The sequence below is a fragment of the Candidatus Symbiobacter mobilis CR genome, assembly GCF_000477435.1.
GTDB classification, from domain to species: domain Bacteria; phylum Pseudomonadota; class Gammaproteobacteria; order Burkholderiales; family Burkholderiaceae_C; genus Rhodoferax; species Rhodoferax mobilis.
The window spans coordinates 162,446-183,715 of record NC_022576.1 but is presented as its reverse complement, the minus strand read 5'-3'; the positions used below and the strand labels follow the sequence as shown (position 1 = coordinate 183,715).

29 protein-coding genes and 1 tRNA gene are annotated in these 21,270 nt (G+C 53.7%); 26 read left to right on the top strand and 4 right to left on the bottom strand.

Features of this window, described 5'->3' with window-relative positions; translation table 11 throughout:
- Positions 1-44 precede the first annotated feature (44 nt).
- From CENROD_RS00830 to CENROD_RS00740, 21 genes are all read left to right on the top strand, one after another.
- Positions 45-323, top strand: a complete 279-nt coding sequence (locus CENROD_RS00830) for a hypothetical protein (RefSeq protein WP_022771160.1) — start codon at positions 45-47, stop codon at positions 321-323.
- Positions 324-371: 48 nt separating this feature from the next.
- The gene (gene rplN, locus CENROD_RS00825) at positions 372-740 is read left to right on the top strand and encodes a 50S ribosomal protein L14 (RefSeq protein ID WP_022771159.1); all 369 of its coding nucleotides are present in this window, start codon (positions 372-374) and stop codon (positions 738-740) included.
- Positions 741-752: 12 nt separating this feature from the next.
- Complete coding sequence (gene rplX, locus CENROD_RS00820; protein ID WP_022771158.1) at positions 753-1,079, top strand: 50S ribosomal protein L24; 327 nt, start codon at positions 753-755, stop codon at positions 1,077-1,079.
- On the top strand, positions 1,076-1,621 hold the full coding sequence (rplE, locus tag CENROD_RS00815) for a 50S ribosomal protein L5 (RefSeq protein ID WP_022771157.1): 546 nt from the start codon (positions 1,076-1,078) through the stop codon (positions 1,619-1,621). The genes rplX and rplE overlap by 4 nt, the downstream gene beginning before the upstream one ends.
- 8 nt (positions 1,622-1,629) lie before the next feature.
- The gene (gene rpsN / locus CENROD_RS00810; protein ID WP_022771156.1) at positions 1,630-1,935 is read left to right on the top strand and encodes a 30S ribosomal protein S14; all 306 of its coding nucleotides are present in this window, start codon (positions 1,630-1,632) and stop codon (positions 1,933-1,935) included.
- A gap of 17 nt (positions 1,936-1,952) precedes the next feature.
- Positions 1,953-2,357: a 30S ribosomal protein S8 gene (gene rpsH / locus CENROD_RS00805; protein ID WP_022771155.1), complete on the top strand. Its 405-nt coding sequence runs from the start codon at positions 1,953-1,955 to the stop codon at positions 2,355-2,357.
- 15 nt (positions 2,358-2,372) lie between these two features.
- The gene (gene rplF / locus CENROD_RS00800; RefSeq protein WP_022771154.1) at positions 2,373-2,951 is read left to right on the top strand and encodes a 50S ribosomal protein L6; all 579 of its coding nucleotides are present in this window, start codon (positions 2,373-2,375) and stop codon (positions 2,949-2,951) included.
- A gap of 9 nt (positions 2,952-2,960) precedes the next feature.
- A complete protein-coding gene (gene rplR / locus CENROD_RS00795) occupies positions 2,961-3,410 on the top strand; it encodes a 50S ribosomal protein L18 (protein WP_022771153.1) in 450 nt (149 codons plus the stop codon).
- A gap of 14 nt (positions 3,411-3,424) precedes the next feature.
- A complete protein-coding gene (gene rpsE / locus CENROD_RS00790; RefSeq protein WP_022771152.1) occupies positions 3,425-3,952 on the top strand; it encodes a 30S ribosomal protein S5 in 528 nt (175 codons plus the stop codon).
- A 95-nt stretch (positions 3,953-4,047) separates the two neighbouring features.
- The gene (gene rpmD, locus CENROD_RS12900) at positions 4,048-4,227 is read left to right on the top strand and encodes a 50S ribosomal protein L30 (protein WP_022771151.1); all 180 of its coding nucleotides are present in this window, start codon (positions 4,048-4,050) and stop codon (positions 4,225-4,227) included.
- Positions 4,224-4,655 carry a 50S ribosomal protein L15 gene (gene rplO, locus CENROD_RS00785; protein WP_022771150.1) on the top strand — a complete coding sequence of 144 codons (432 nt, stop codon included), beginning with the start codon at positions 4,224-4,226 and terminating at the stop codon, positions 4,653-4,655. The genes rpmD and rplO overlap by 4 nt, the downstream gene beginning before the upstream one ends.
- 104 nt (positions 4,656-4,759) lie before the next feature.
- On the top strand, positions 4,760-6,070 hold the full coding sequence (gene secY / locus CENROD_RS00780) for a preprotein translocase subunit SecY (RefSeq protein WP_022771149.1): 1,311 nt from the start codon (positions 4,760-4,762) through the stop codon (positions 6,068-6,070).
- A 5-nt stretch (positions 6,071-6,075) separates the two neighbouring features.
- Positions 6,076-6,294, top strand: coding sequence for a translation initiation factor IF-1 (gene infA / locus CENROD_RS12895; RefSeq protein WP_022771148.1), 219 nt, complete (start codon positions 6,076-6,078; stop codon positions 6,292-6,294).
- Between the two features lie 26 nt (positions 6,295-6,320).
- Complete coding sequence (rpmJ, locus tag CENROD_RS12890; protein ID WP_081699775.1) at positions 6,321-6,434, top strand: 50S ribosomal protein L36; 114 nt, start codon at positions 6,321-6,323, stop codon at positions 6,432-6,434.
- 127 nt (positions 6,435-6,561) lie between these two features.
- Positions 6,562-6,927: a 30S ribosomal protein S13 gene (rpsM, locus tag CENROD_RS00775; RefSeq protein ID WP_022771147.1), complete on the top strand. Its 366-nt coding sequence runs from the start codon at positions 6,562-6,564 to the stop codon at positions 6,925-6,927.
- Positions 6,928-6,942: 15 nt separating this feature from the next.
- Positions 6,943-7,347 carry a 30S ribosomal protein S11 gene (rpsK, locus tag CENROD_RS00770; RefSeq protein ID WP_022771146.1) on the top strand — a complete coding sequence of 135 codons (405 nt, stop codon included), beginning with the start codon at positions 6,943-6,945 and terminating at the stop codon, positions 7,345-7,347.
- Positions 7,348-7,447: 100 nt separating this feature from the next.
- Entirely contained in the window at positions 7,448-8,071 is a 624-nt protein-coding gene (gene rpsD, locus CENROD_RS00765; RefSeq protein WP_022771145.1) for a 30S ribosomal protein S4, read from the top strand.
- A gap of 108 nt (positions 8,072-8,179) precedes the next feature.
- Positions 8,180-9,169 (top strand): DNA-directed RNA polymerase subunit alpha, encoded by a 990-nt coding sequence (locus CENROD_RS00760; RefSeq protein ID WP_022771144.1) that lies wholly within the window; start codon positions 8,180-8,182, stop codon positions 9,167-9,169.
- A 107-nt stretch (positions 9,170-9,276) separates the two neighbouring features.
- The gene (gene rplQ / locus CENROD_RS00755) at positions 9,277-9,723 is read left to right on the top strand and encodes a 50S ribosomal protein L17 (RefSeq protein WP_022771143.1); all 447 of its coding nucleotides are present in this window, start codon (positions 9,277-9,279) and stop codon (positions 9,721-9,723) included.
- A 146-nt stretch (positions 9,724-9,869) separates the two neighbouring features.
- Positions 9,870-9,946, top strand: a tRNA-Met gene (locus CENROD_RS00750).
- Positions 9,947-10,149: 203 nt separating this feature from the next.
- A protein-coding gene (locus tag CENROD_RS00740; protein ID WP_420795891.1) for an IS3 family transposase occupies positions 10,150-11,756 on the top strand; the annotation gives its coding sequence in 2 pieces (ribosomal slippage) (positions 10,150-10,648 and positions 10,648-11,756; 1,608 coding nt in all).
- A gap of 75 nt (positions 11,757-11,831) precedes the next feature.
- Here CENROD_RS00740 and CENROD_RS00735 read toward each other — a convergent pair.
- From CENROD_RS00735 to CENROD_RS00725, 3 genes are all read right to left on the bottom strand, one after another.
- The gene (locus CENROD_RS00735) at positions 11,832-12,605 is read right to left on the bottom strand and encodes an ABC transporter ATP-binding protein (protein ID WP_238551795.1); all 774 of its coding nucleotides are present in this window, start codon (positions 12,603-12,605) and stop codon (positions 11,832-11,834) included.
- Positions 12,602-13,621 (bottom strand): FecCD family ABC transporter permease, encoded by a 1,020-nt coding sequence (locus tag CENROD_RS00730; protein ID WP_022771139.1) that lies wholly within the window; start codon positions 13,619-13,621, stop codon positions 12,602-12,604. Before CENROD_RS00730 ends, CENROD_RS00735 begins: the two co-directional genes overlap by 4 nt.
- A 220-nt stretch (positions 13,622-13,841) precedes the next feature.
- Positions 13,842-14,723, bottom strand: coding sequence for an ABC transporter substrate-binding protein (locus tag CENROD_RS00725; protein WP_041193152.1), 882 nt, complete (start codon positions 14,721-14,723; stop codon positions 13,842-13,844).
- Between the two features lie 172 nt (positions 14,724-14,895).
- Between CENROD_RS00725 and ubiT the strand changes: the two genes are divergently transcribed.
- The 5 genes from ubiT (at position 14,896) to clpA (ending at position 20,641) form a co-directional block, all read left to right on the top strand.
- On the top strand, positions 14,896-15,381 hold the full coding sequence (ubiT, locus tag CENROD_RS00720; protein WP_022771137.1) for a ubiquinone anaerobic biosynthesis accessory factor UbiT: 486 nt from the start codon (positions 14,896-14,898) through the stop codon (positions 15,379-15,381).
- A 245-nt stretch (positions 15,382-15,626) separates the two neighbouring features.
- Complete coding sequence (locus tag CENROD_RS00715; protein ID WP_022771136.1) at positions 15,627-16,223, top strand: UbiX family flavin prenyltransferase; 597 nt, start codon at positions 15,627-15,629, stop codon at positions 16,221-16,223.
- A 36-nt stretch (positions 16,224-16,259) separates the two neighbouring features.
- Positions 16,260-17,744: a UbiD family decarboxylase gene (locus CENROD_RS00710; protein WP_022771135.1), complete on the top strand. Its 1,485-nt coding sequence runs from the start codon at positions 16,260-16,262 to the stop codon at positions 17,742-17,744.
- A gap of 80 nt (positions 17,745-17,824) precedes the next feature.
- Positions 17,825-18,178, top strand: a complete 354-nt coding sequence (gene clpS / locus CENROD_RS00705; protein ID WP_022771134.1) for an ATP-dependent Clp protease adapter ClpS — start codon at positions 17,825-17,827, stop codon at positions 18,176-18,178.
- Between the two features lie 129 nt (positions 18,179-18,307).
- A complete protein-coding gene (clpA, locus tag CENROD_RS00700) occupies positions 18,308-20,641 on the top strand; it encodes an ATP-dependent Clp protease ATP-binding subunit ClpA (RefSeq protein ID WP_022771133.1) in 2,334 nt (777 codons plus the stop codon).
- Positions 20,642-20,793: 152 nt separating this feature from the next.
- Here the strand turns inward: clpA and CENROD_RS00695 are convergent, their stop codons facing one another.
- Positions 20,794-21,189: a response regulator gene (locus tag CENROD_RS00695; protein ID WP_022771132.1), complete on the bottom strand. Its 396-nt coding sequence runs from the start codon at positions 21,187-21,189 to the stop codon at positions 20,794-20,796.
- Positions 21,190-21,270: the final 81 nt, after the last annotated feature.

The window sequence follows — 21,270 nt, the reverse complement described above, 5'->3', positions numbered from 1 at the left end:
CGTTTAGCGAAGATTAGCACAGCGTTACCACACCTCGGATACGCATGCAAGTAGGCCAAAACGCGCTTGGACTTTGCTGCTACAAAAAAAGAGGCAATGAGGGGGGAACGGTGCGAATGGTGCATTTCGACCATGCAAGAAAAAAAACACCGCAGCGTGCATCGATTCCAGCGGGATTTTTCATGCATAATCGTGGGCTTCGTTTTCACATGCTCGTTCATTGTGGAAATGAAGCCCGTCCTACCTACTGTGGCGGTGTGTCGGCAATCATGAGCAACCATGAATTTGTCAGCACATACGCCATGCAACAGGCCCAAAACTGACTGGCATCGCATCGACAAGGCAGCCAGAACAAGTTGGGAAGACAAGCCATGATTCAAGTAGAAACTCGACTCCAAGTCGCCGACAACACTGGCGCAAAGTCCGTGCAGTGCATCAAAGTGCTCGGCGGATCCAAGCGCAGGTATGCCAGCATTGGGGACATCATCAAAGTCAGCATCAAAGAAGCAGCTCCGCGTGGCCGTGTCAAAAAAGGTGACGTGTACAGCGCAGTCATCGTTCGCACTGCCAAGGGAATCCGTCGCGGTGACGGCTCGCTGATTCGCTTCGATGGCAATGCAGCCGTCTTGCTGAATACCAAATTGGAACCTATCGGAACTCGGATCTTCGGACCAGTTACGCGGGAATTGCGCACCGAGCGGTTCATGAAAATCGTTTCACTCGCTCCTGAAGTCATTTGAGGATCGCTACCGATGAACAAGATACGAACAGGAGACGAAGTCATCGTCTTGACTGGCATCGACAAAGGAAAAATTGGACGAGTGCTTGCGCGTGTAGACGATTCCTATTTGGTCGTAGACGGTGTAAGCCAGGTACTTCGGCATGAACGCCCCGATCCGCATCGGGAAAAAGAAGGAGGGATTCACTCCAAAACCATGCCGATCCACCAAAGCAATGTCGCAATCTTCAATGCTGGAACCGGCAAAGCAGACAAAGTGAAAATCCGCATCCTGGAAAGTGGTCAACGTGTGCGCGCATACAAGTCCACTGGCGAGGAAATTGCTAGGAGTGAACAATGACATCGGCAAGATTTCAACTGCTGTACCGGGAAAAAATCGTCCCTGAGCTGATGGCCAAGTTCCAGTACAAGTCCATGATGGAAGTACCGCGGCTCACCAAAATCACCTTGAACATGGGTGTCGGTGAGGCTGTGTCAGACAAAAAAGTGATGGAAAACGCAGTCAGCGACTTGACCAAGATTGCAGGCCAAAAGCCAATCGTGACCAAGTCCAAGAAAGCCATCGCTGGGTTCAAGATCCGAGAAGACTACCCAGTCGGGTGCAAAGTGACCTTGCGGGGAACGCGGATGTACGAATTCCTCGACCGCTTTGTTACCGTCGCCCTCCCTCGGGTACGGGACTTCCGTGGAATATCTGGAAGAGCCTTTGATGGCAGGGGAAACTACAACGTTGGTGTCAAGGAACAAATCATTTTTCCTGAGGTCGAATACGACAAGGTAGATGTTTTGCGTGGTTTAGACATCAGCATTACTACGACGGCCAAATCGGACGAAGAGTGCAAAGCCCTCCTCTCCGGCTTCCGTTTTCCGTTCAAGAACTGAGGTGTTTTGTGGCAAAAAAATCGCTGATAGAGCGTGAGCTCAAGAGAGATCGATTGGTAGCAAAGTTTTCAAAAAAATATGCAGAATGGAAGCAAATTCTTTCTGATACCAGTCAAAGCGAAGAAAATCAGTTGAAAGCGCGTAGTGCATTACAGCAAATGCCCAGAAATGCCAATCCCACCAGGCAACGGAATCGCTGCGGAATTACAGGCCGCCCTCGTGGCACCTTCGCACAGTTCAAGCTGGCTCGCGCTAAAATCCGCGAGATGGCTTTCGCCGGGGAAATTCCCGGCATGATCAAAGCCAGTTGGTGAATCGAGGAGTCTAATCCATGAGTATGAGCGACCCCATCGCCGACTTGTTGACACGCATCCGCAATGCGCAAGCTGTCGCCAAGCCCACCGTGACGGTGCCTTCCTCCAAATTGAAGATTGCTATCCTGAAAGTGCTCATTGAGGAAGGGTATATTGACGGATATCAGCTTCTTGCGCCCACACCAGGCCAAGGGGGTTCCACTATTGAGATCGTCCTTAAGTATTATGCGGGCAAGCCAGTGATAGATCGAATAGAACGTGTCAGTCGGCCTGGGTTGCGTGTATACCGTGGTTCTCAGGCGATCCCCACCGTTCTGAACGGACTTGGAATAGCTATTGTGACTACCCCCAAGGGCGTCATGACCGACAGGAAAGCTCGCTCCTGCGGTTTAGGCGGTGAAATCCTCTGCTATGTCGCATGAGACTAGGGTACAAATATGTCTAGAGTAGGAAAACTGCCTGTACGAATTCCCACAGGTGTGGAAGTCACCTTGACTTCGGAGACCATCACCGTTCGTGGCCCACTTGGAGTGCTCAGCCAGACTCTGCACCCTGATGTGCTGGTGTCGTTGGTAAACAAAGGTGAGTCCCAAGTTGCTGGGGAAGCCGAGTTTCAACATATCTGTTGTAAGCACAATCCGCCTAAGGGCGCGATGGCAACGAATACAGCCATGGTTGGAACACTACGTCAACTCATCCAAAACATGGCAACTGGTGTGCATGTTGGATTCGAGAAAAAACTACAACTGGTTGGTACAGGCTACAAAGCGCAAGCGCAAGGTACCAAACTGACGCTCACAGTGGGTTATTCCCACCCTGTAGAGATGGATATGCCTGCTGGAATCAGTGTAGCCACTCCCACACCTACAGATATTATTGTCAAGGGATCCAACCGACAAGTAGTAGGGCAGATTGCTGCGGAAATTCGCTTGGTACGTCCGCCAGAGCCATACAAAGGTAAAGGTATACGGTACGCAAATGAACAAATAGTCATCAAAGAAGTGAAGAAAAAATAAGGGTTTCCCATGAAAGATGACCAAAAAAATAAACGCTTGCAACGTGCAAAGCAAACTCGCAAGCGCATTGCTGAGCAGTCAGTAGTGCGGTTGTGCGTACATCGATCCAATTGCCATATTTATGCATCGTTGATTTCTGCTGATGGAACCAAGGTTTTGAGCTCGGCATCGACTGTGGAACCGGAAGTTCGCAAAATGTTGTCAGATGGCATTCATTCTGCTCATAGTTCCGCTACCGACCTTATTCAGGAAGGTGCAGAAGCTACAGGGAATACGACAAAAACGCCCAAGCGCCCAGGGGGCACCGTGCATGGCGCCAAGATCGTAGGCACCCGCATTGCTGAAAGAGCATTACAGGCGGGTATCAATAAAGTGGCTTTTGACCGATCTGGGTATGCCTACCACGGAAGAGTCAAAGAATTGGCTGAAGCTGCACGACAAGCCGGTCTACAGTTCTGAGTTGGGAGAGATTTGTGTCTAAGATTCAAGCAAAACTGCCCAATAAAGTCGAAGGGCCTGAAGATGGTATGCGCGAAAAGATGATTGCCATCAATCGCGTGACTAAAGTTGTCAAAGGTGGCCGTGTGCTCGCATTTGCAGCATTGACCGTCGTTGGCGATGGAGATGGGTCTGTGGGGATGGGCAAAGGCAAGTCGAAAGAAGTTCCGCTTGCTGTACAAAAAGCCATGGAAGAAGCGCGAAAAAATCAGCGCAAAGTTTCCATTAAGAACGGTACTATTCATCACAAGGTATTTGGTCAGCACGGCGCTTCCAGAGTGATGATGAGTCCAGCCCCAAAGGGTACGGGCATCATAGCAGGTGGTCCGATGCGATCGGTATTTGAAGTGATGGGAATTACGGACATTGTGGCAAAGAGCCATGGTTCGACAAATCCCTACAACCTCGTCCGTGCAACACTCGATGCATTAAGCAAGGTTCATAGCCCTGCTGAAATTGCAGCGAAGCGTGGTAAGTCCATTGATGAAATCATGGCCGCATAATATTGGTACCCAAGTCACGAAATAGTGCAAAGATGGTAAGTGCCCCTTTGCGTATGTGGCTGGAACGAAATGCAAATTCAGTCTAGAGTACAGACATGTTAAAAGTAAAGTTGGTTCGTAGCGTCATCGGTTGCAGAGCCGATCACCGTGCAACCGTGCGTGGATTGGGCTTGCGCAAACTGCAAAGCACCAAGGTACTACAAGATACGCCGTCAATACGTGGAATGATTGAAACTGTTCGGTATTTGATTAAAGTGGAAGAGGTGAAATCGTGAAGCTCCATGATTTGCAGCCGTCTGATGGGTCTCGTCCTTCCCGCAAAAGAGTGGGAAGAGGAATCGGAAGTGGTTTCGGTAAAACTGCAGGCAGAGGTCACAAAGGACAAAAATCGCGTGCAGGTGGATACCACAAGGTTGGTTTTGAAGGTGGACAAATGCCTTTGTACAGAAGGCTGCCAAAGCGTGGATTCCGATCCTCGTTACTGGCCACCAATGCCGAAGTGACTATTGGAATGATTGATTCACTATCCTACACAGAGATTGACGTAGCAACTCTCCAAAGAGAGGGATTGGTACGGCGCAACGCCAAGGTTGTCAAAGTCATCATGTCAGGAACGACGACAAAGCGATTGCATTTTCGAGGTATAGCTGCATCTGCTGCCGTCCGCATTCTTGTTGAATCGTTTGGTGGAACTTTTCAGTAAATACAAAGAATGCCTTTGCCAGGGTAATGATGCTGCATCGGTACAATTGATGTAGCACGTTATCTCTGGAGTAATCCTGACTAATACTTGCAGGCATATTGTTCGTGAACGTTACACCCAGTACAGGGCTCAGTAAAAATAAATACGGTGACTTGAAAAAGCGCCTGTATTTCTTGCTGATGGCACTCGTTGTCTACCGCATCGGTGCCCACATACCGGTGCCTGGGATAGATCCAGTGCAACTACAGCGTTTTTTCCAGGATCAGCAAGGTGGCATCCTGGGAATGTTTAATATGTTCTCTGGAGGTGCGCTCTCGAGGTTCACCATTTTTGCATTGGGTATCATGCCGTATATTTCGGCATCGATCATTATGCAGTTAATGGGATATGTGGTTCCAGCAGTGGAGCAGCTTCGAAAAGAAGGTGAGTCTGGTAGAAGGAAAATCACTCAGTACACACGTTATGGCACGCTTGGGTTGGCAATTTTTCAAGCATGGGGTATAGCGGTAGCGCTGCAAAGTTCCCCAGGCCTCGTTGTCTCTCCAGGCGCTGCTTTCCAGTTTACAGCAGTAGTCACTTTATCTGCTGGCACCATTTTCTTGATGTGGTTGGGTGAACAGATTACCGAAAGGGGTTTAGGTAATGGTATATCCATACTGATTTTCTCTGGAATTGCTGCTGGATTGCCCAATGCCATAGGTGGATTGCTGGAGTTAGTTCGTACTGGCGCAATGTCAATACTGGCTTCCATGTTTATTATTGGTCTGGTATTGGTGGTCACGTATTTTGTTGTATTTGTTGAGAGAGGGCAGAGAAAGATATTGGTGCATTACGCACGCAAGCAGGTTGGAAATAAAGTTTTTGGTGGTAAGGCATCGCATTTGCCTCTGAAGTTAAATATGTCTGGGGTCATCCCTCCCATATTTGCTTCATCAATCATATTATTACCTGCAACTGTCGTAGGATGGTTTAGCGCAGGTGAATCTATGAATTGGTTGAAAAATATTGCTGGCGCACTGACACCTGGGCAACCTGTCTATGTTGCACTGTATGCTGCAGCGATCATTTTCTTCTGTTTTTTCTATACCGCGCTGGTGTTCAACTCCAAAGAAACCGCTGACAACTTGAAGCGAAGTGGAGCTTTCATTCCTGGGATTCGTCCTGGTGAGCAAACTATGCGCTACATTGATAAAATTCTGTTGCGGTTGACTTTTGCTGGTGCAATATACATCACGTTAATCTGTTTATTGCCAGAGTTTCTTATTCTCAAGTACAACGTACCCTTCTATTTTGGTGGTACTTCATTATTAATCATTGTTGTAGTAACCATGGACTTCATGGCACAGGTGCAGAATTATCTGCTTACCCAACAATATGAATCGCTACTGAAAAAAGCCAACTTTAAAGGGGTGTGACGCGGATGGCAAAGAATGATGTGATTCAAATGCAAGGGGAAATTCTTGAAAATCTTCCCAATGCAACGTTTCGTGTCAAACTAGAAAATGGTCACATTGTCTTAGGTCATATTTCAGGAAAAATGCGGATGCATTACATAAGAATATTGCCAGGAGATAAGGTGACTGTAGAGTTGACACCTTATGATCTTTCTAAGGCGAGAATTGTTTTCAGGTCAAAATAGATTGTAATTAATGTATTGGAGTAGTTATGAAAGTTGCAGCATCTGTAAAAAAGATTTGTAGGAATTGTAAAATTATCAAACGAAAAGGGGTTGTACGTGTCATTTGCAAAGAAGTACGCCACAAACAGCGTCAAGGATAATTGTGTGATTATCTTGGTGTTCACATAGTTTTCACAGTACATTCCTGGCAATAATACTGATCGGGAACAAATTTCAATCTTTCATTAAGCAAAGTTAGACTTTTCACAGTAAGCAAGGTTTATCACGATGGCACGGATTGCTGGAATCAATATTCCCCCACATCAGCATGCAGAGATTGGCTTGACGGCCATCTATGGCATTGGTCGCAGTAGGGCACAAGTTATTTGTGATCTCTGTGAAATTCCCTATTCGCGAAAAGTGAGGGATCTCACGGATTCTGAATTAGAGAAACTCCGTGACCAGGTAGTCAAATTTACTATCGAGGGTGATTTGCGTCGTGAAACTGCGATGAATATCAAGCGATTGCAAGATATTGGGTGCTATCGCGGTTTTCGTCACCGTAGAGGATTGCCTGTACGAGGACAAAGAACGAGAACGAATGCCAGAACTCGAAAAGGTCCGAGAAAAGCTGCTGCTGCACTCAAAAAGTAAACTGAGGTGAGACCCATGGCTAAAGCTCAATCACACAATCCGGCGCAGAGAGTTCGTAAGAAAGTACGAAAAAATGTTACTGAAGGCATTGCGCATGTTCATGCCTCGTTTAACAACACTATAGTTACCATTGCCGACAGGCAAGGTAATGCTTTATCCTGGGCTTCTTCAGGTGGACAGGGCTTCAAAGGGTCTAGAAAATCGACGCCCTTTGCAGCGCAAGTTGCATCCGAGGCGGCAGGTAGAGCAGCGATGGAACAAGGCATCAAGGCTTTGGATGTAGAGATCAAAGGACCTGGACCAGGGAGAGAATCATCGGTTCGTGCGCTGGCGGCCCTCGGTATTAAAATCAGCTCGATTTCGGATGTCACACCAGTTCCTCACAATGGGTGTAGGCCTCAGAAAAGGCGCCGTATCTAAAGTTCACAGTAACAACTTGGCGTTACATCTTGCAGAAAATCGTTGTAGCAAGAAAAACCAAGTGCATGTGTTCCTATATATTGTTGAAAAGGACTGACAAGTGGCAAGATACATTGGCCCGGTAGCAAAGTTGTCCCGCCGTGAAGGCACGGATCTATTTTTAAAAAGTGCGCGCCGGTCGATTCACGACAAGGCGAAGATGAATTCCAAGCCAGGTCAACATGGCAGAATTTCCGGTGCAAGAACCTCTGATTATGGTCAGCAGCTTCGTGAGAAGCAGAAGGTCAAGCGGATGTACGGATTGCTGGAAAAGCAATTTCGGATGTATTTTCTGGAAGCAAGTCGTCGCAAAGGCAATACAGGGCTTAACCTTTTGACTATACTTGAATCCAGGCTCGATAATGTTGTTTATAGAATGGGTTTCGGTTCCACGAGAGCAGAAGCCAGACAATTGGTCTCACATCGCGCTATTGAGCTTAATGGTACAAAAGCAACGATTCCATCCATGCTCGTTAAGCCAGGCGATGTCGTGTCGGTTCGTCAAAAATCAGCCAAGCAGACCAGAATTTCGGAAGCTCTGCAATTAGCGCAACAGGTAGGGTGGCCTTCCTGGGTGGATGTACAACCAGATAAATTGACCGGCACATTCAAAAGTGTTCCAGAGCGGGATGAATTTGCTTCTGATGTGAATGAGTCCCTGATTGTGGAGTTGTATTCCCGGTAATATTTCAGGGAACCCATAGTCCTATATAGCATTTGGACGATGGGTCATTCTCCGTGGAACTACCAGGTCGTTTAGAATGAATGTGCTGGTACGTTGAGAGGAATTTTCATGCTCAGTAGTTTGTTGAAACCAAAGTCTATTGCCATCGAGCAAATATCCAAGGTAAGGGCCAAGGTAACGCTGGAGCCCTTTGAGCGTGGTTATGGGCATACATTAGGGAATGCACTGCGTAGAATTCTATTGTCTTCGATGACTGGATATGCACCGACTGAAGTAACCATAGCAGGTGTATTGCATGAGTTCTCTGCAATTGATGGTGTCCATGAAGATGTCGTCAATATTTTGCTGAATCTCAAAGGTGTAGTGTTTAAACTGCATGGTCGTAATGAAGTAACTTTGGTGCTTCGGAAAGATACAGACGGAGAAATTACGGCTGCGGACATTGTTCTTCCCCATGATGTCGAAGTACTCAACCCTGAGCATGTCATAGCGCATTTGGCTACAGGGGGGAAGATCGACATGCAGATTAAAGTACAGTCTGGCCGTGGATATGTTCCGGGAAATGTACGTCATTGGGGGGAAGAAAGTGCCCGCTCGATAGGTCATATTGTTTTAGATGCATCGTATTCTCCAGTCCGCAAGGTGAGTTATACAGTGGAGAGTGCTCGTGTAGAACAACGCACAGATCTCGATAAACTCATTCTTGATATTGAAACAAACGGGATCATCACTGCTGAAGAAGCAATTCGCAGTTCGGCCAAGATTCTCATCGATCAGCTTGCTGTTTTTGCACAACTTGATGGTGCTGATGTAGATGCGCTGGTTTCTTCTTCATCACGTTCGTCGACCCAATTTGATCCTATACTTTTGCGTCCGGTTGATGAGTTGGAACTCACAGTTCGTTCTGCAAATTGCCTCAAAGCAGAAAATATTTACTACATTGGTGATCTGATTCAGAGATCGGAGAGTGAGTTGCTGAAAATGCCCAATTTGGGGCGGAAGTCACTCAACGAAATCAAGGAGATTCTCGCATCCAAGGGATTGACGCTTGGAGTCAAGCTAGAGAATTGGCCACCGGTTTCTTTGGATAAGCGCTGAGCAAATCACCTTATATGTTTTTATTTATCAAATCAAACACTTTTGAAAAAACGTTTGATTTGGCTTGCACTTTTTCATTTAGTTTTTACTTTTAGCTGGATTCTCCCATGCGTCACGCCCACGGACTTCGCAAACTGAATCGCACTTCCGCGCACAGGAAGGCACTGCTCAAAAATCTGATGAATGCATTGATCGAGCACCATGCAATTCGTACGACCCTGCCGAAAGCCAAGGAGCTACGCCGAGTCATTGAGCCTATGGTTACTCTTGCCAAGAAACCTACTGTACATAACCGCAGAACAGCTTTTGCAAGGTTGCGCTCGCGTGCTTCGGTAGTAGAGTTGTTTGACAAATTGGGGCCGTTTTTTTTGCACCGCCCAGGCGGGTATACGCGCATTTACAAGTTGGAGTGCCGTCTAGGTGATGCAGCGCCTATGGCTTTGATTGAGTTTGTAGGAAGAGAGCAAATGAGTCAGCTTCAACATCAAGATGGTGATAGTACCGAGAAAAATGGTATCGCTGTGGGTACGTCCACAGTAGACTTGGTCAAGTAGTGCGCATATAAGCAGTTTGTATTGGTTGGATCTGTCATACAAACTTCAACAAAAAATTTTGTCAAATTCGATGGGCATGATTGATGTGCATACACCACGCTACAAGCTCTGTAAGAGTTTTTTTCGTGTAGAATCTTAGAAATTGGCGCGCGGTGGAGCAGTCTGGTAGCTCGTTGGGCTCATAACCCAGAGGTCGGAGGTTCAAATCCTCCCCGCGCAACCAGCCCAATGAGTAGGGCCAGCAGTTTCATAACACTGCTGGCCCTTTTTTTATGCCCCCAATTTCCACAGTTTCTTACACCTGTCGCCCATTTCCAATACCTGCCATGACTTTGCACAGACGCCCTGAATCAGAAAAGTCATAGCAGCCTCCCTCTCCCACCAGCCCTTCTTCCCCCACCGCACCCGCCCCCTATGTCACAGTAGATGTCCGATAAATTGAGTAGCCCGGGGGCGGAGAAGGACACCGAGATGACGAGATACAGCCTGGAATTTCAGGAACAGATAGCACGCAAGATGATGCCACCGAACAGCCAAAGCATTGCGAAGATCAGCCAAGAGACGGGCGTTTCAGCGCCCACCTTGTACGCATGGCGGAATCGATACCGATCACAAGGTCACGTAGTACCCGCGAAGCCAGAAGACCCGCAAGGCTGGGACTGGAAAGCGAAGGCGGCTGCGGTGCTGAAGACGGTGGCGATGAACGAGGCGGAGAAGTCCGAGTACTGCCGACAAAATGGGCTGTACCCAGAGCACCTACAGGCATGGGAGCAGGTGTTTGAAGAGGCGGACAGTATGCGAGGCCCTGTCAATGCAGGGGATATTGGAGCGGAGCGCAAGAAGGTCAGGCACCTGGAAAAGGAGCTGAAGCGCAAGGACAAAGCATTGGCGGAGGCGGCTGCACTGCTGGTGCTGTCAAAAAAAGTCCAGGCCATCTGGGGCAGCAAAGAGGAAGACTGATCACCTCGGAGCTGAAACAGATGGCCATAGACCTGATCAAGGAAGCGTGCCAGCAAGGAGCACGTGAGAGCCGAGCCTGCGCAGTGCTGGAGATAACGTGCCGTACCCTTCGGCGATGGCGGGAACAGTTGCGCAAAGAGGGAGTGCTTAGCGACCGACGCATGGAAGCGGCGCAGGAGCGCATTCATCCCCAAGCGTTGACGGCAGAGGAGAAGCAGGAGGTACTGGATGTGTGCAACAGCGCGGAATTTGGGAGCCTGCCGCCGTCGCAGATCGTTCCGATACTGGCGGATCGTGGGAGGTATCTTGCATCGGAATCGACGTTTTATCGAGTGCTGAGGGAAGCAGGGCAGTGCAACCGACGAGGTCGAGCGCGGGCACCGAAGCAGACGCAGCGGCCACAGGCATGGGAGGCAAGTAGCCCGAATCGTGTGTGGACGTGGGACATCACGTACATGCCGACACTGGTGAAAGGGGAGTTCTACCGGCTGTACATGGCTGTGGACGTATACAGCCGGAAGATCATGGGCTGGGAAGTGCATTGTGAGGAAACGGCACAGCACGCTGCGATCCTGATCGAGAAGGCGTGCATGGTGCATGAGATCACGCGGGAACAACTGGTGCTGCACTCGGACAACGGAAGCCCGATGAAAGGAGTGACGATGCTGGGTATGTTGCAGAAGCTGGGGGTGATGCCATCATTCAGCCGCCCATCGGTGAGCGATGACAACCCGTACTCGGAGAGTTTGTTTCGGACGATGAAGTACTGCCCGAAATATCCAGCCAAGCCATTTGAGACGTTGGATCAAGCGCGGGAGTGGGTACTGGGATTTGTGACCTGGTACAACAACGAACACCGGCACAGCGGGATACGGTTCGTCACGCCAGAGCAAAGGCACCGGCGGATGGACCAGGAGCTGCTCGCAACCCGCAGCAAGGTGTATGAACAAGCCAAGGCGGCCAGACCACAACGGTGGAAGAGCCGAGCGGTGCGGAATTGGTCACCTGTTGGAACAGTGTGGCTGAATCCACCCAAAGAACATCGGGCGCTCCTCAGAAGCGAGAGTGCCTGAGTGAAAAAAGCGGACATCTTTCTTGACAAACACCGCCCGCACAACTCCTACCCTCCTGCCAAGAAGGGGCATACATCAGTCCAGCAATGCTGCAAGCCTGCCATCGCAACGCTGTACGCGAATCTCCCCATCGAATGCGGCTTCCAGGGCTTGATGCGTACTGCGCGCAGCACTCGCGCCGCTATGCAATACCTGCCCTGCACCGAGCACGATCATCGAATGCGAACGCAAGGCCACGCTCAGCTCGTGCAGCACACTGACGACGCTCACACCCCGTGCTACCAGGCTCTCCACCCACTGAATCCAGCGCCGCTGCTGATGGTGATCCAGATGCACCAACGGTTCGTCTAGCAGCACCAAGTCTGTGCCTGCGGCCTGCACCCGTGCCAGCAATACCCGTTGCTGCTCCCCGCGCGAGAGTGCATACATCCCTTTGTCGCGCCATTCCCAGGTCTGTGTGGCGCACATCGCCATTTCCACTGCCTCCCTATCGGCTGCTGTGGGTACTGACCACCAGCCGATGTAGGGTGTTCGGCCCAGCATCACGACATCGTAGGCATGCATTGCCAGGGGAATCGGCTCGTCCTGTCCCATCCAGGAAAGCCGCAGGGCACGCTCCCGATCGGGAATGTCTCGCAGTTCCTCCCCGCGCAACTGCACCTGCCCACGATACGGCAGCAGCCCTGCCAGCACGCGCAGCAAAGTGGACTTGCCCGCGCCATTCCGTCCCACGATCACCGTCCATTGCCCTGCGGGGATCGTGAGATGGACTCCCTGCAAGATGATCCTGCTGCCACGCCTGCACTCCATCCCCTCGATCGCCATCACATGGGATTCACCAGCGATCACAGTGCGCCCCTGCCTGTGCTCTTGCCGAGATGGAGAACTCCCAGAAGGTAGCACCCACCCAGAAAGGCCGTGACCACGCCCACTGGCCACTCGCTGGGCACTGCCACACAGCGCGCCAGCAAATCCGTCCAAGCCAACAACACCCCCCCTGCCAGGCTGGAAAGCACCGCCAACGCCGCATGGCGCACCGGCACAACGCTGCGCACCATGTGTGCGGCAGCCAGCCCCACAAAGGCAATGATCCCCGTTTGGGCCACGGCTGTCCCCGTAGTCAGGCCCAAGATCAGAATCAAGACGACCCGCACTTGGCTCACTGGCAGCCCCAGACTCCGGGCGGTGTCTTCGCCCATCCCCAAGGCATCGAGCGCCAGGCCCGTGGACACAACGACCGCGATAGCGCAAGCCCAGACGATCATCATCAGCACGACCCCTACCCATCCGACCAGTGCCGTGCTGCCCAACAAATAGGTCTGCACATACGCCAACAACCCCGGATGCCGCAGCGTGACCATCGATACCACAGCCCCCAGTACCGTACTCACCACCACGCCAGCCAGCAGCAGTCGCAAAGTGTCCTGCACACCAGCGGCCAGAGCTACCGTCAGCAATACAGCGATGACACCCCCCAAAAATGCAGCGCCAGTCACCCCCAAGGCTGGCGCCCATTCGCTGAGGACTGGGGACATGCCGAAAGTACTCAAAACCAGCACGACCCCCAAGGCTGCTCCCGAAGCGCTGCCCAACAGATAGGGATCTGCCAGGGGATTGCGGAACAACCCCTGTGCCACCATGCCCGCCAAGCCCAGCAAGGCCCCGGCAAGCCAGGCACCCATCGTGCGGGGAAGCCGAATCTCCCAGACGATCTGCCGCGTGAAGGGGTCGTCCCACCAGGTCGCCCCACCTTGCCAGCCCTCCACGCCCACGACGACAGCCAGTGCGAAAGCCACGATGGTGCCAGCCACCAACGCCACCGCCAGTGCATGGCATCGCAACCCATGTCTAGCACTTCCTTGCATAAATCTTGCTACTTTCAAAGCGTTGGGAATCTTGCATGACGTCGTTGCAAATGCTCGCAATAGCATGGCTATTGCTGCGCTTTGCGCCTCATCCTGCAAGCCCCCAACGCTTTTCGGAGTAACGCAGACTTATGCAAGGAAGCACTAGCGCCGACATTGGCTTCGGGTAGTGGCAAGCGTGGCATCGTCGGCCAGTGTACGCAAGGCATTCGTGGCAGATTCATGGGCTACCAAGGCTACCCTGACCCTCCCCACCCGCTGTGTGGCGCAGCAGGCACCTTGCCAACACCTGCGCTCCCTCTCCCAACCGGGGACCAGGGCGCACCACGACATCGAGGTCTTCCCCAGTCAGCGTACACACCCTGTTTTTCCCCACGGCGCGCATGCGTCGCCAACCTGGCCTATCCCCCAGATTGCCTAGGCTGCGGTACCCCAGAATCAGCACATCAGGATCCGCCCGCAATACATATTCCGGGTTGAGTTTGGGAAAGGCACCGAGCTTGGCAGGAACGATGTTGTCGACCCCCAGCAAAGTCAGGGTCTCGCCAATGAAGGATGCCTCCCCCGCTGCGAAGCCCGACGGATCGACCTCCAGATACACGCGCTGAGGGCGCTTCCATTCGGGCAAAGCGTTTTTTGCATCGCGCACGGCAGACTGCATCGCAGCCCACACCCGCTCGGCGTGTGGTACACCGAGCACCGAACCCAATACCTGCAACACACGATGCACGTCCCGATGTGTTTGCGGATCGAATGCCAGCACCCGCAACCCCAATGTTTCCAGCCGATTCGCCACCAAGGCGACCGGAGATACGAGCACCAAGTCTGGACGTTGCCCGACGATGGCTTCGGGGTCCGGGAATCGTCCATTGCCCACACGCTGCAAGGTACGCGCCGACTCCGGAAAGTTCGAATCCTGATCGACGGCGACCAGACGATGGCAGGCGCCGAGAGCACATACAGTTTCCGTTAAGGCTGGCAACAGGCTGACGATACGAACCGGCGGATGCGGGACATCGACCAGCACACCACGATCGTCCCGCACCTCCACAGCCAGCACTGGCCAGCCTACTATCGCCAAGGTCAGTACAAAAAGGACCATTCGCCATCGTTCGCCCCTTCCTGCCATGCCCCCACAAAGCCTTGGCAAGCTCCACCCATCCTCAACGTGGCAAAGTCCCCTACGCACAAGCGCGGCACAATCCTCTAGCACTTTCACCCTGCCCTGCTCCATCGCATTGGCCCCTCTTTCCACCACAACGCATTGCTTCACCATGTTTCCATCCCCGTCTTTCCTACGCCTGCCCGACTTTCTGATCCCCACACCACTGGGCAAAATTCTCGGGGTGTTTCCCACCTACCCTGGCACCCTGTTCTTGGTGACCGCCCTCAATACCGTCTTGGCCAGACACCTACCACGTGATGTGACGCAAGCCCTGCAGGGCAGACCCTTGCGCATTGGTGTCGATGACGCTCGGTGGGTCTTCGATTTTCAGTGGCTGGATCATCGATTCGTTCCGTGCCCTGCTGGCGGCAAGGTGGATTTGACGATCCGTGCCAGTCTGGGGCACTTCCTCCAGCTCGCGTTACGTCAGGAAGATCCGGATACCCTCTTTTTCCGCCGACACCTTTCGATGGAGGGAGATACCGAGCTGGGGTTGCTGGTCAAAAACACCCTTGATGCACTCGACCTCCCCCTATGGCGTCCGCAATGGTCACCTCGGCACTGCATGCCCTGCGAAGCCAAGCATCCGCATTAGCCTTTCCACCAGCCTAGAACCAACTTCAGTAGGCAGGCGAGCCGAAGCAGTGTGCGTGGCGCCGGAGCGCAGGAACCGGAATGTACTGACAGTACATGAGGATTTCGAGCACCGCCACCGCGTGCAATGCGATGGCGCAGCCCTACTGGAATAGGTTCCTAGCAACAATCCAGAACCGGCATGCAGGCCGGGAACACGACGTACCGCCCTGCTGGGCAGGATGTCCAACCAGTGTTCATTTTTCGATGGATCTCCATCCCCCCTGTTCCCCAGACTCTGCCTTGCACCTGATCGTGGCCATCACGGGCGCGAGCGGAGCCGTGTACGGGCAGCGATTGCTGCAAGTGCTGCACGGCATGACAGGAGTACACACGCACCTCGTCGTATCCGAACCCGGTTGGATGACAGTACAACAGGAACTCGGCATGTCCCGGGAATCCCTGCTCGCCCTCGCAAATACCGTGCATGGCGTGCAGGATGTGGGCGCCAGCATCGCCAGTGGGTCCTTTCCCTGCCACGGCATGGTGGTGGCTCCCTGTTCCATGCGTACCCTTAGCGCCATCGCGATGTCCAGTTGCGACAACCTCATCACCCGGGCGGCAGACGTGACCCTCAAGGAACGGCGCCGCCTTGTGCTGATGGTGCGGGAAGCCCCCCTGCACCTCGGACACCTGCGCAATATGGTGAGCGTCACGGAAATGGGAGGCATCGTTTTCCCGCCCATGCCCGCGTTCTACCACTGCCCCAGCTCTATCGACGAACTGGTCGGGCACTCGGTCGAACGGGTATTGGCGCTGTTGGGGCTGGCGACTGCCCGTCCCTGGCGCCCCCAGATTCGCTGACTTCTCTGATTCTTCTGATTCTTTTTTTGTCCTGCAATGTCCTACCGCGATCTGCGCAGCTTTCTGACTCAGCTTGAAGAATGTGGAGGGCTGCGGCGCATCTCCCAGCCTGTCTCCCCGCATCTGGAAATGACGGCGGTATGCGCACTGGCGCTCCACAAAGACGGCCCTGCCCTGGTTTTTGAACGACCCACGGGGTTTGATATCCCTGTCGTGGGCAATCTTTTTGGCAGCACGCACCGCATCGCCATGGCCATGGGCGTGCGGGACATGCGCGAGCTACGCCAATGGGGGCAAGCGCTGGCCGACCTCAAGGAACCCACGGCGCCGCATGGATGGAAGGAATGGCTCTCGGCGCATTCCCTCGTGAAAAGCCTATGGAACATGGCTCCCAAGGAAGTACGCACTGCGCCTTGCCACGAAGTGATTCGGGAAGGCGCGGATGTCGATCTGGGCCAGTTGCCCATCCAGCACTGCTGGCCCGGGGATGTCGCCCCTCTGATCACCTGGGGCTTGGTCGTCACACGCGGCCCGCACAAGGCTCGACAAAACCTGGGGGTATACCGCCAGCAAGTCCTCGACCGCAACCATCTCATCCTGCGCTGGCTTCCGCATCGCGGCGGTGCACTCGACTTCCGCGAACACGCTGCCCTCCATCCTGGCGTGCCTTACCCTGTCTGCGTGGTGCTGGGTGCAGACCCCGCAACCACTTTGGCAGCGGTCACGCCCATCCCGGATTCCCTGTCCGAATACCAATTCGCCGGCCTGCTACGAGGCAGCCGCACCGAAGTCGTCGATGCCATCGGCTGCCCGCTCCAGGTTCCTGCATGGGCGGAAATCGTGCTGGAAGGCCACATCGCCGCTGACCCCACGCACCCTACCGGCTTTGCCCATGCGCTCGAAGGCCCTTATGGCGACCATACCGGCTACTACAACGAGCAGGACTGGTTCCCGGTGCTGACGGTGGAACGGATGACAACCCGTCGCGAGCCGATCTACCACTCCACCTACACCGGCAAACCCCCCGACGAGCCGGCCATGCTGGCCCTGGCGCTCAACGAGGTATTCATCCCCCTGCTGCAACGCCAATTCCCGGAGATCACGGACTTCTTTCTCCCACCGGAAGGATGCAGCTACCGCCTTGCCGTGGTACAGATTCGCAAGTCCTACCCCGGCCACGCACGGCGAATCATGTTCGGAATCTGGGGAACCCTGCGGCAATTCCTGTACACGAAATTCATCGTCGTCGTCGATGAAGATATCGACCCCCGTACCTGGAAAGAAGTCGTATGGGCCATCACCACGAGGGTCGACCCGGCACGGGATGTCCAACTCGTCGAACACACTCCCATTGACTACCTGGACTTTGCCTCCCCGGTCAGTGGACTCGGGAGCAAGATGGGCATCGACGCAACCAACAAATGGCCGGGGGAAACAGCCCGCGAATGGGGAAAGCCGCTCGCCATGCCGCAGGACGTTGCCGATAAGGCACGTGCGATATGGGATGCGCTCCTGCGTTGAGGGAATGCGGGTTGCACTCCATTCCATGCCTATCCAAGCCTCATGGCGCAGCCAGATAGTCACTCGCTAGAATCTTTGCCATGACTGACCCTTCCCCGCCCGGTCGAGGCAAGTCGCAAAGCGCTATCGAGGCTGAATCCGTCGCAGTGACGGAGCCAAGGCGCAAGACTGTTGCGCCACCGCCGATGTACCAGGTCGTCCTGCTCAATGACGACTACACGCCGATGGAATTCGTCGTCGTCGTACTACAGGAACTGTTTTGCAAGGATCTGGAAACGGCCACCCGCATCATGCTGCAGGTGCATAACGAAGGGCGTGGCGTATGCGGCATCTACCCCTACGACATCGCTGCAACCAAAGTGGAACAGGTTTTGTCGATTGCCCGACAGTCTGGGCATCCGCTACAGTGCCTCTGTGAGCCTACGGACAGCTAACCCGCCCTTGAAGTGCATAGTTGGCGCTTTCTACAGCGATGCTGACTGGGCATCTTTGCAGATGGCCAGCCTTTGCATAGATTGGTTCCGTAGCCTTGCGTACGCATTTTTTATTTGTTCGAGGTTTTCATGATCGCCCAAGAATTGGAAGTCAGCCTGCACATGGCATTTGTCGAAGCACGCAGACAAAGGCACCAGTACATCACCGTCGAACACCTGTTGCTGGCTTTGCTGGACAACCCCAGCGCTTCCGAAGTGCTGCGTGCGTGTTCTGCCAATATCGATGATCTGCGCCTTTCGCTTGCAACGTTCATCCACGACAATACCCCGCAAATCCCCACTAGCGAGGATGCCGATACCCAGCCCACGCTGGGGTTTCAGCGCGTCATCCAGCGCGCCATCATGCATGTGCAGTCCGTCGGGAATGGCAAGAAGGAGGTGCTCGGCGCGAACGTGCTCGTCGCCATCTTCGGGGAAAAAGATTCCCACTCCGTCTACTACCTGCATCAGCAGGGGGTGACGCGCATCGACGTCGTCAATTACATTGCCCACGGCATCCGCAAAACCGAGACGGGCGACGCACCCAAAGCGGCCGATAGCCCGACCGACCAAGAAGAAGCTCCGAGCGATAAGGCCGATAAGGCAACTGCGCTGGATCAATTCACTCTGCACCTCAACCAGCTCGCCCGCGACGGGAAGATCGACCCCCTGATAGGACGTGACCAGGAAGTGGAGCGGGTCATCCAGACTCTTTGTCGGCGCCGCAAAAACAACCCCCTGCTCGTCGGCGAGGCTGGGGTAGGCAAAACCGCCATCGTCGAAGGCTTGGCCTGGCGTATCGTCCAAAAAAACGTGCCGGAAGTGCTGGCAGACGCGAATGTTTATGCACTCGATATCGGCGCTCTCCTTGCCGGCACCAAATACCGGGGCGACTTTGAGCAGCGGCTAAAGAGCGTGCTCAAGACCATCAAGGACAGACCCAATTCCGTACTATTCATCGACGAGATTCATACCCTTATTGGCGCTGGAGCCGCATCGGGCGGCACCCTTGATGCTTCCAATCTGCTCAAGCCCGCGCTGAGCACGGGCCAGCTCAAATGCGTGGGTGCGACCACGTTCAAGGAATTCCGGGGGATTTTCGAGAAAGACTCCGCACTGGCCCGGCGCTTTCAGCGGGTGGAAGTCGGTGAACCAACCGTAGAGCAAACCATCGAAATCCTCAAAGGGCTGAAATCCCGCTTTGAGGAACACCATAGCGTGCGCTACGCGGCCATTGCACTGCAATCGGCTGCGGAACTGAGCGCCAAATTCATCAATGATCGCCACCTCCCCGACAAAGCCATCGACGTCATCGACGAAGCCGGAGCTGCCCAGCGCATCCTGGCCCCTTCCAAGCGCAAGAAAATTATTGGCAAAGCGGAAATCGAAGAGATCGTCGCAAAGATTGCGCGCATTCCCCCCGCCAGCGTCTCCCAGGACGACCGTAGCAAGCTGCGCACCCTGGAACGCGACCTCAAAAACGTCATCTTCGGCCAAGACAAAGCCGTGGACATGCTGGCATCGTCGGTCAAGATGGCCCGCTCCGGTCTGGGCAAAGCAGACAAACCCATCGGCGCCTTCCTGTTCACGGGGCCTACCGGGGTGGGCAAGACCGAAGCTGCGCGACAGCTTGCGCTCATCCTCGGCATCGAACTCATCCGGTTCGACATGAGCGAATACATGGAGCAGCACGCTGTGAGCCGCTTGATCGGCGCGCCCCCCGGCTACGTGGGGTTTGACCAGGGTGGGTTGCTGACCGAATCCATCACGAAAAAACCGCACTGCGTGCTGTTATTGGACGAAATCGAAAAAGCCCATCCGGCCATTTTCAACGTCCTGCTGCAAGTGATGGATTACGGTGTCTTGACGGACAACAATGGGCGCAAGGCTGACTTCCGCAACGTGATCCTCATCATGACGACCAATGCAGGCGCCGAAACCATGAACCGCGCTGCCATCGGGTTCACGGGCAAGCGGGAGGCTGGCGACGAGATGATCGACATCAAGCGTGCATTCACCCCGGAATTTCGCAATCGGCTCGATGCCATCGTCAGCTTCAAGCCCTTGGACGAAAACGTGGTGCTGCGCGTAGTCGACAAATTCCTGCTGCAACTCGAAGCGCAATTGGCAGACAAAAAAGTCGAGGTCACATTCACGGACGCCCTGCGCAAACACCTTGCGAAGAAAGGCTTCGATCCACTGATGGGAGCACGCCCTATGCAGCGGCTGATCCAGGAAACCATCCGCAAGGCCCTGGCCGACGAATTGCTCTTTGGCCGCCTAGCCGATGGTGGGCGCGTGACTGTGGACGCGGACGAGCAGGATATGGACCAGGTGAAGCTCGATATCCAGCCTTTGCTGAAGACCAAGCTCAGCAAATCCGAAACACCCGAGCTGGACGATACGGTCGCTACACCGGGTTGAGGCGCGGGGTGAAGCAGGGAACCCTGCACCCATCCCATTGCACCCCGTTGTAGGAGCGACGCAAGTCGCGATGGCGCGATGCCCAATCACCCCCAATCGCCGCAGTCAGCCCTAGTCGCCCTAATTGCTTATGGCGGCTAACCGAGGCAAGCTTATCGGGAATGCCCCAGCCCTGCCAACACTTCAGCCAGCACCTCACGATGCAAGGGCTTGACGAAAGACCCCAGCAATTGGATCCCGGCGGCAGAGGCCAAATCGCGTGCCATCGATAGGGTTTCAATGTTGACACCGCTGACCAACACGACCCCGCCCCGGTATTTCCGTGCGGCCAAGGCAGACATGAATTCGATGCCATCCATATCGGGCATGAATACGTCACAAATCATCAAATCCGGCTGATGTGCCAGCGTGGACAAGGTTTGCAGCGCGCTCAATCCGCTATCGGCCATGCGCACATCCGTGACCCCCTGCGCAACGAGCATCTCTTTGAGCACATCGCGACTGAATTCATCATCGTCAACCAACAACACGCTTAAAGCAGTACCCACAACTCACGCTCCAAGAAAAAACCAATATCACCACCGGAATTGACCACCGATCCATCCCACTCGACACACTAGCCATTGTTC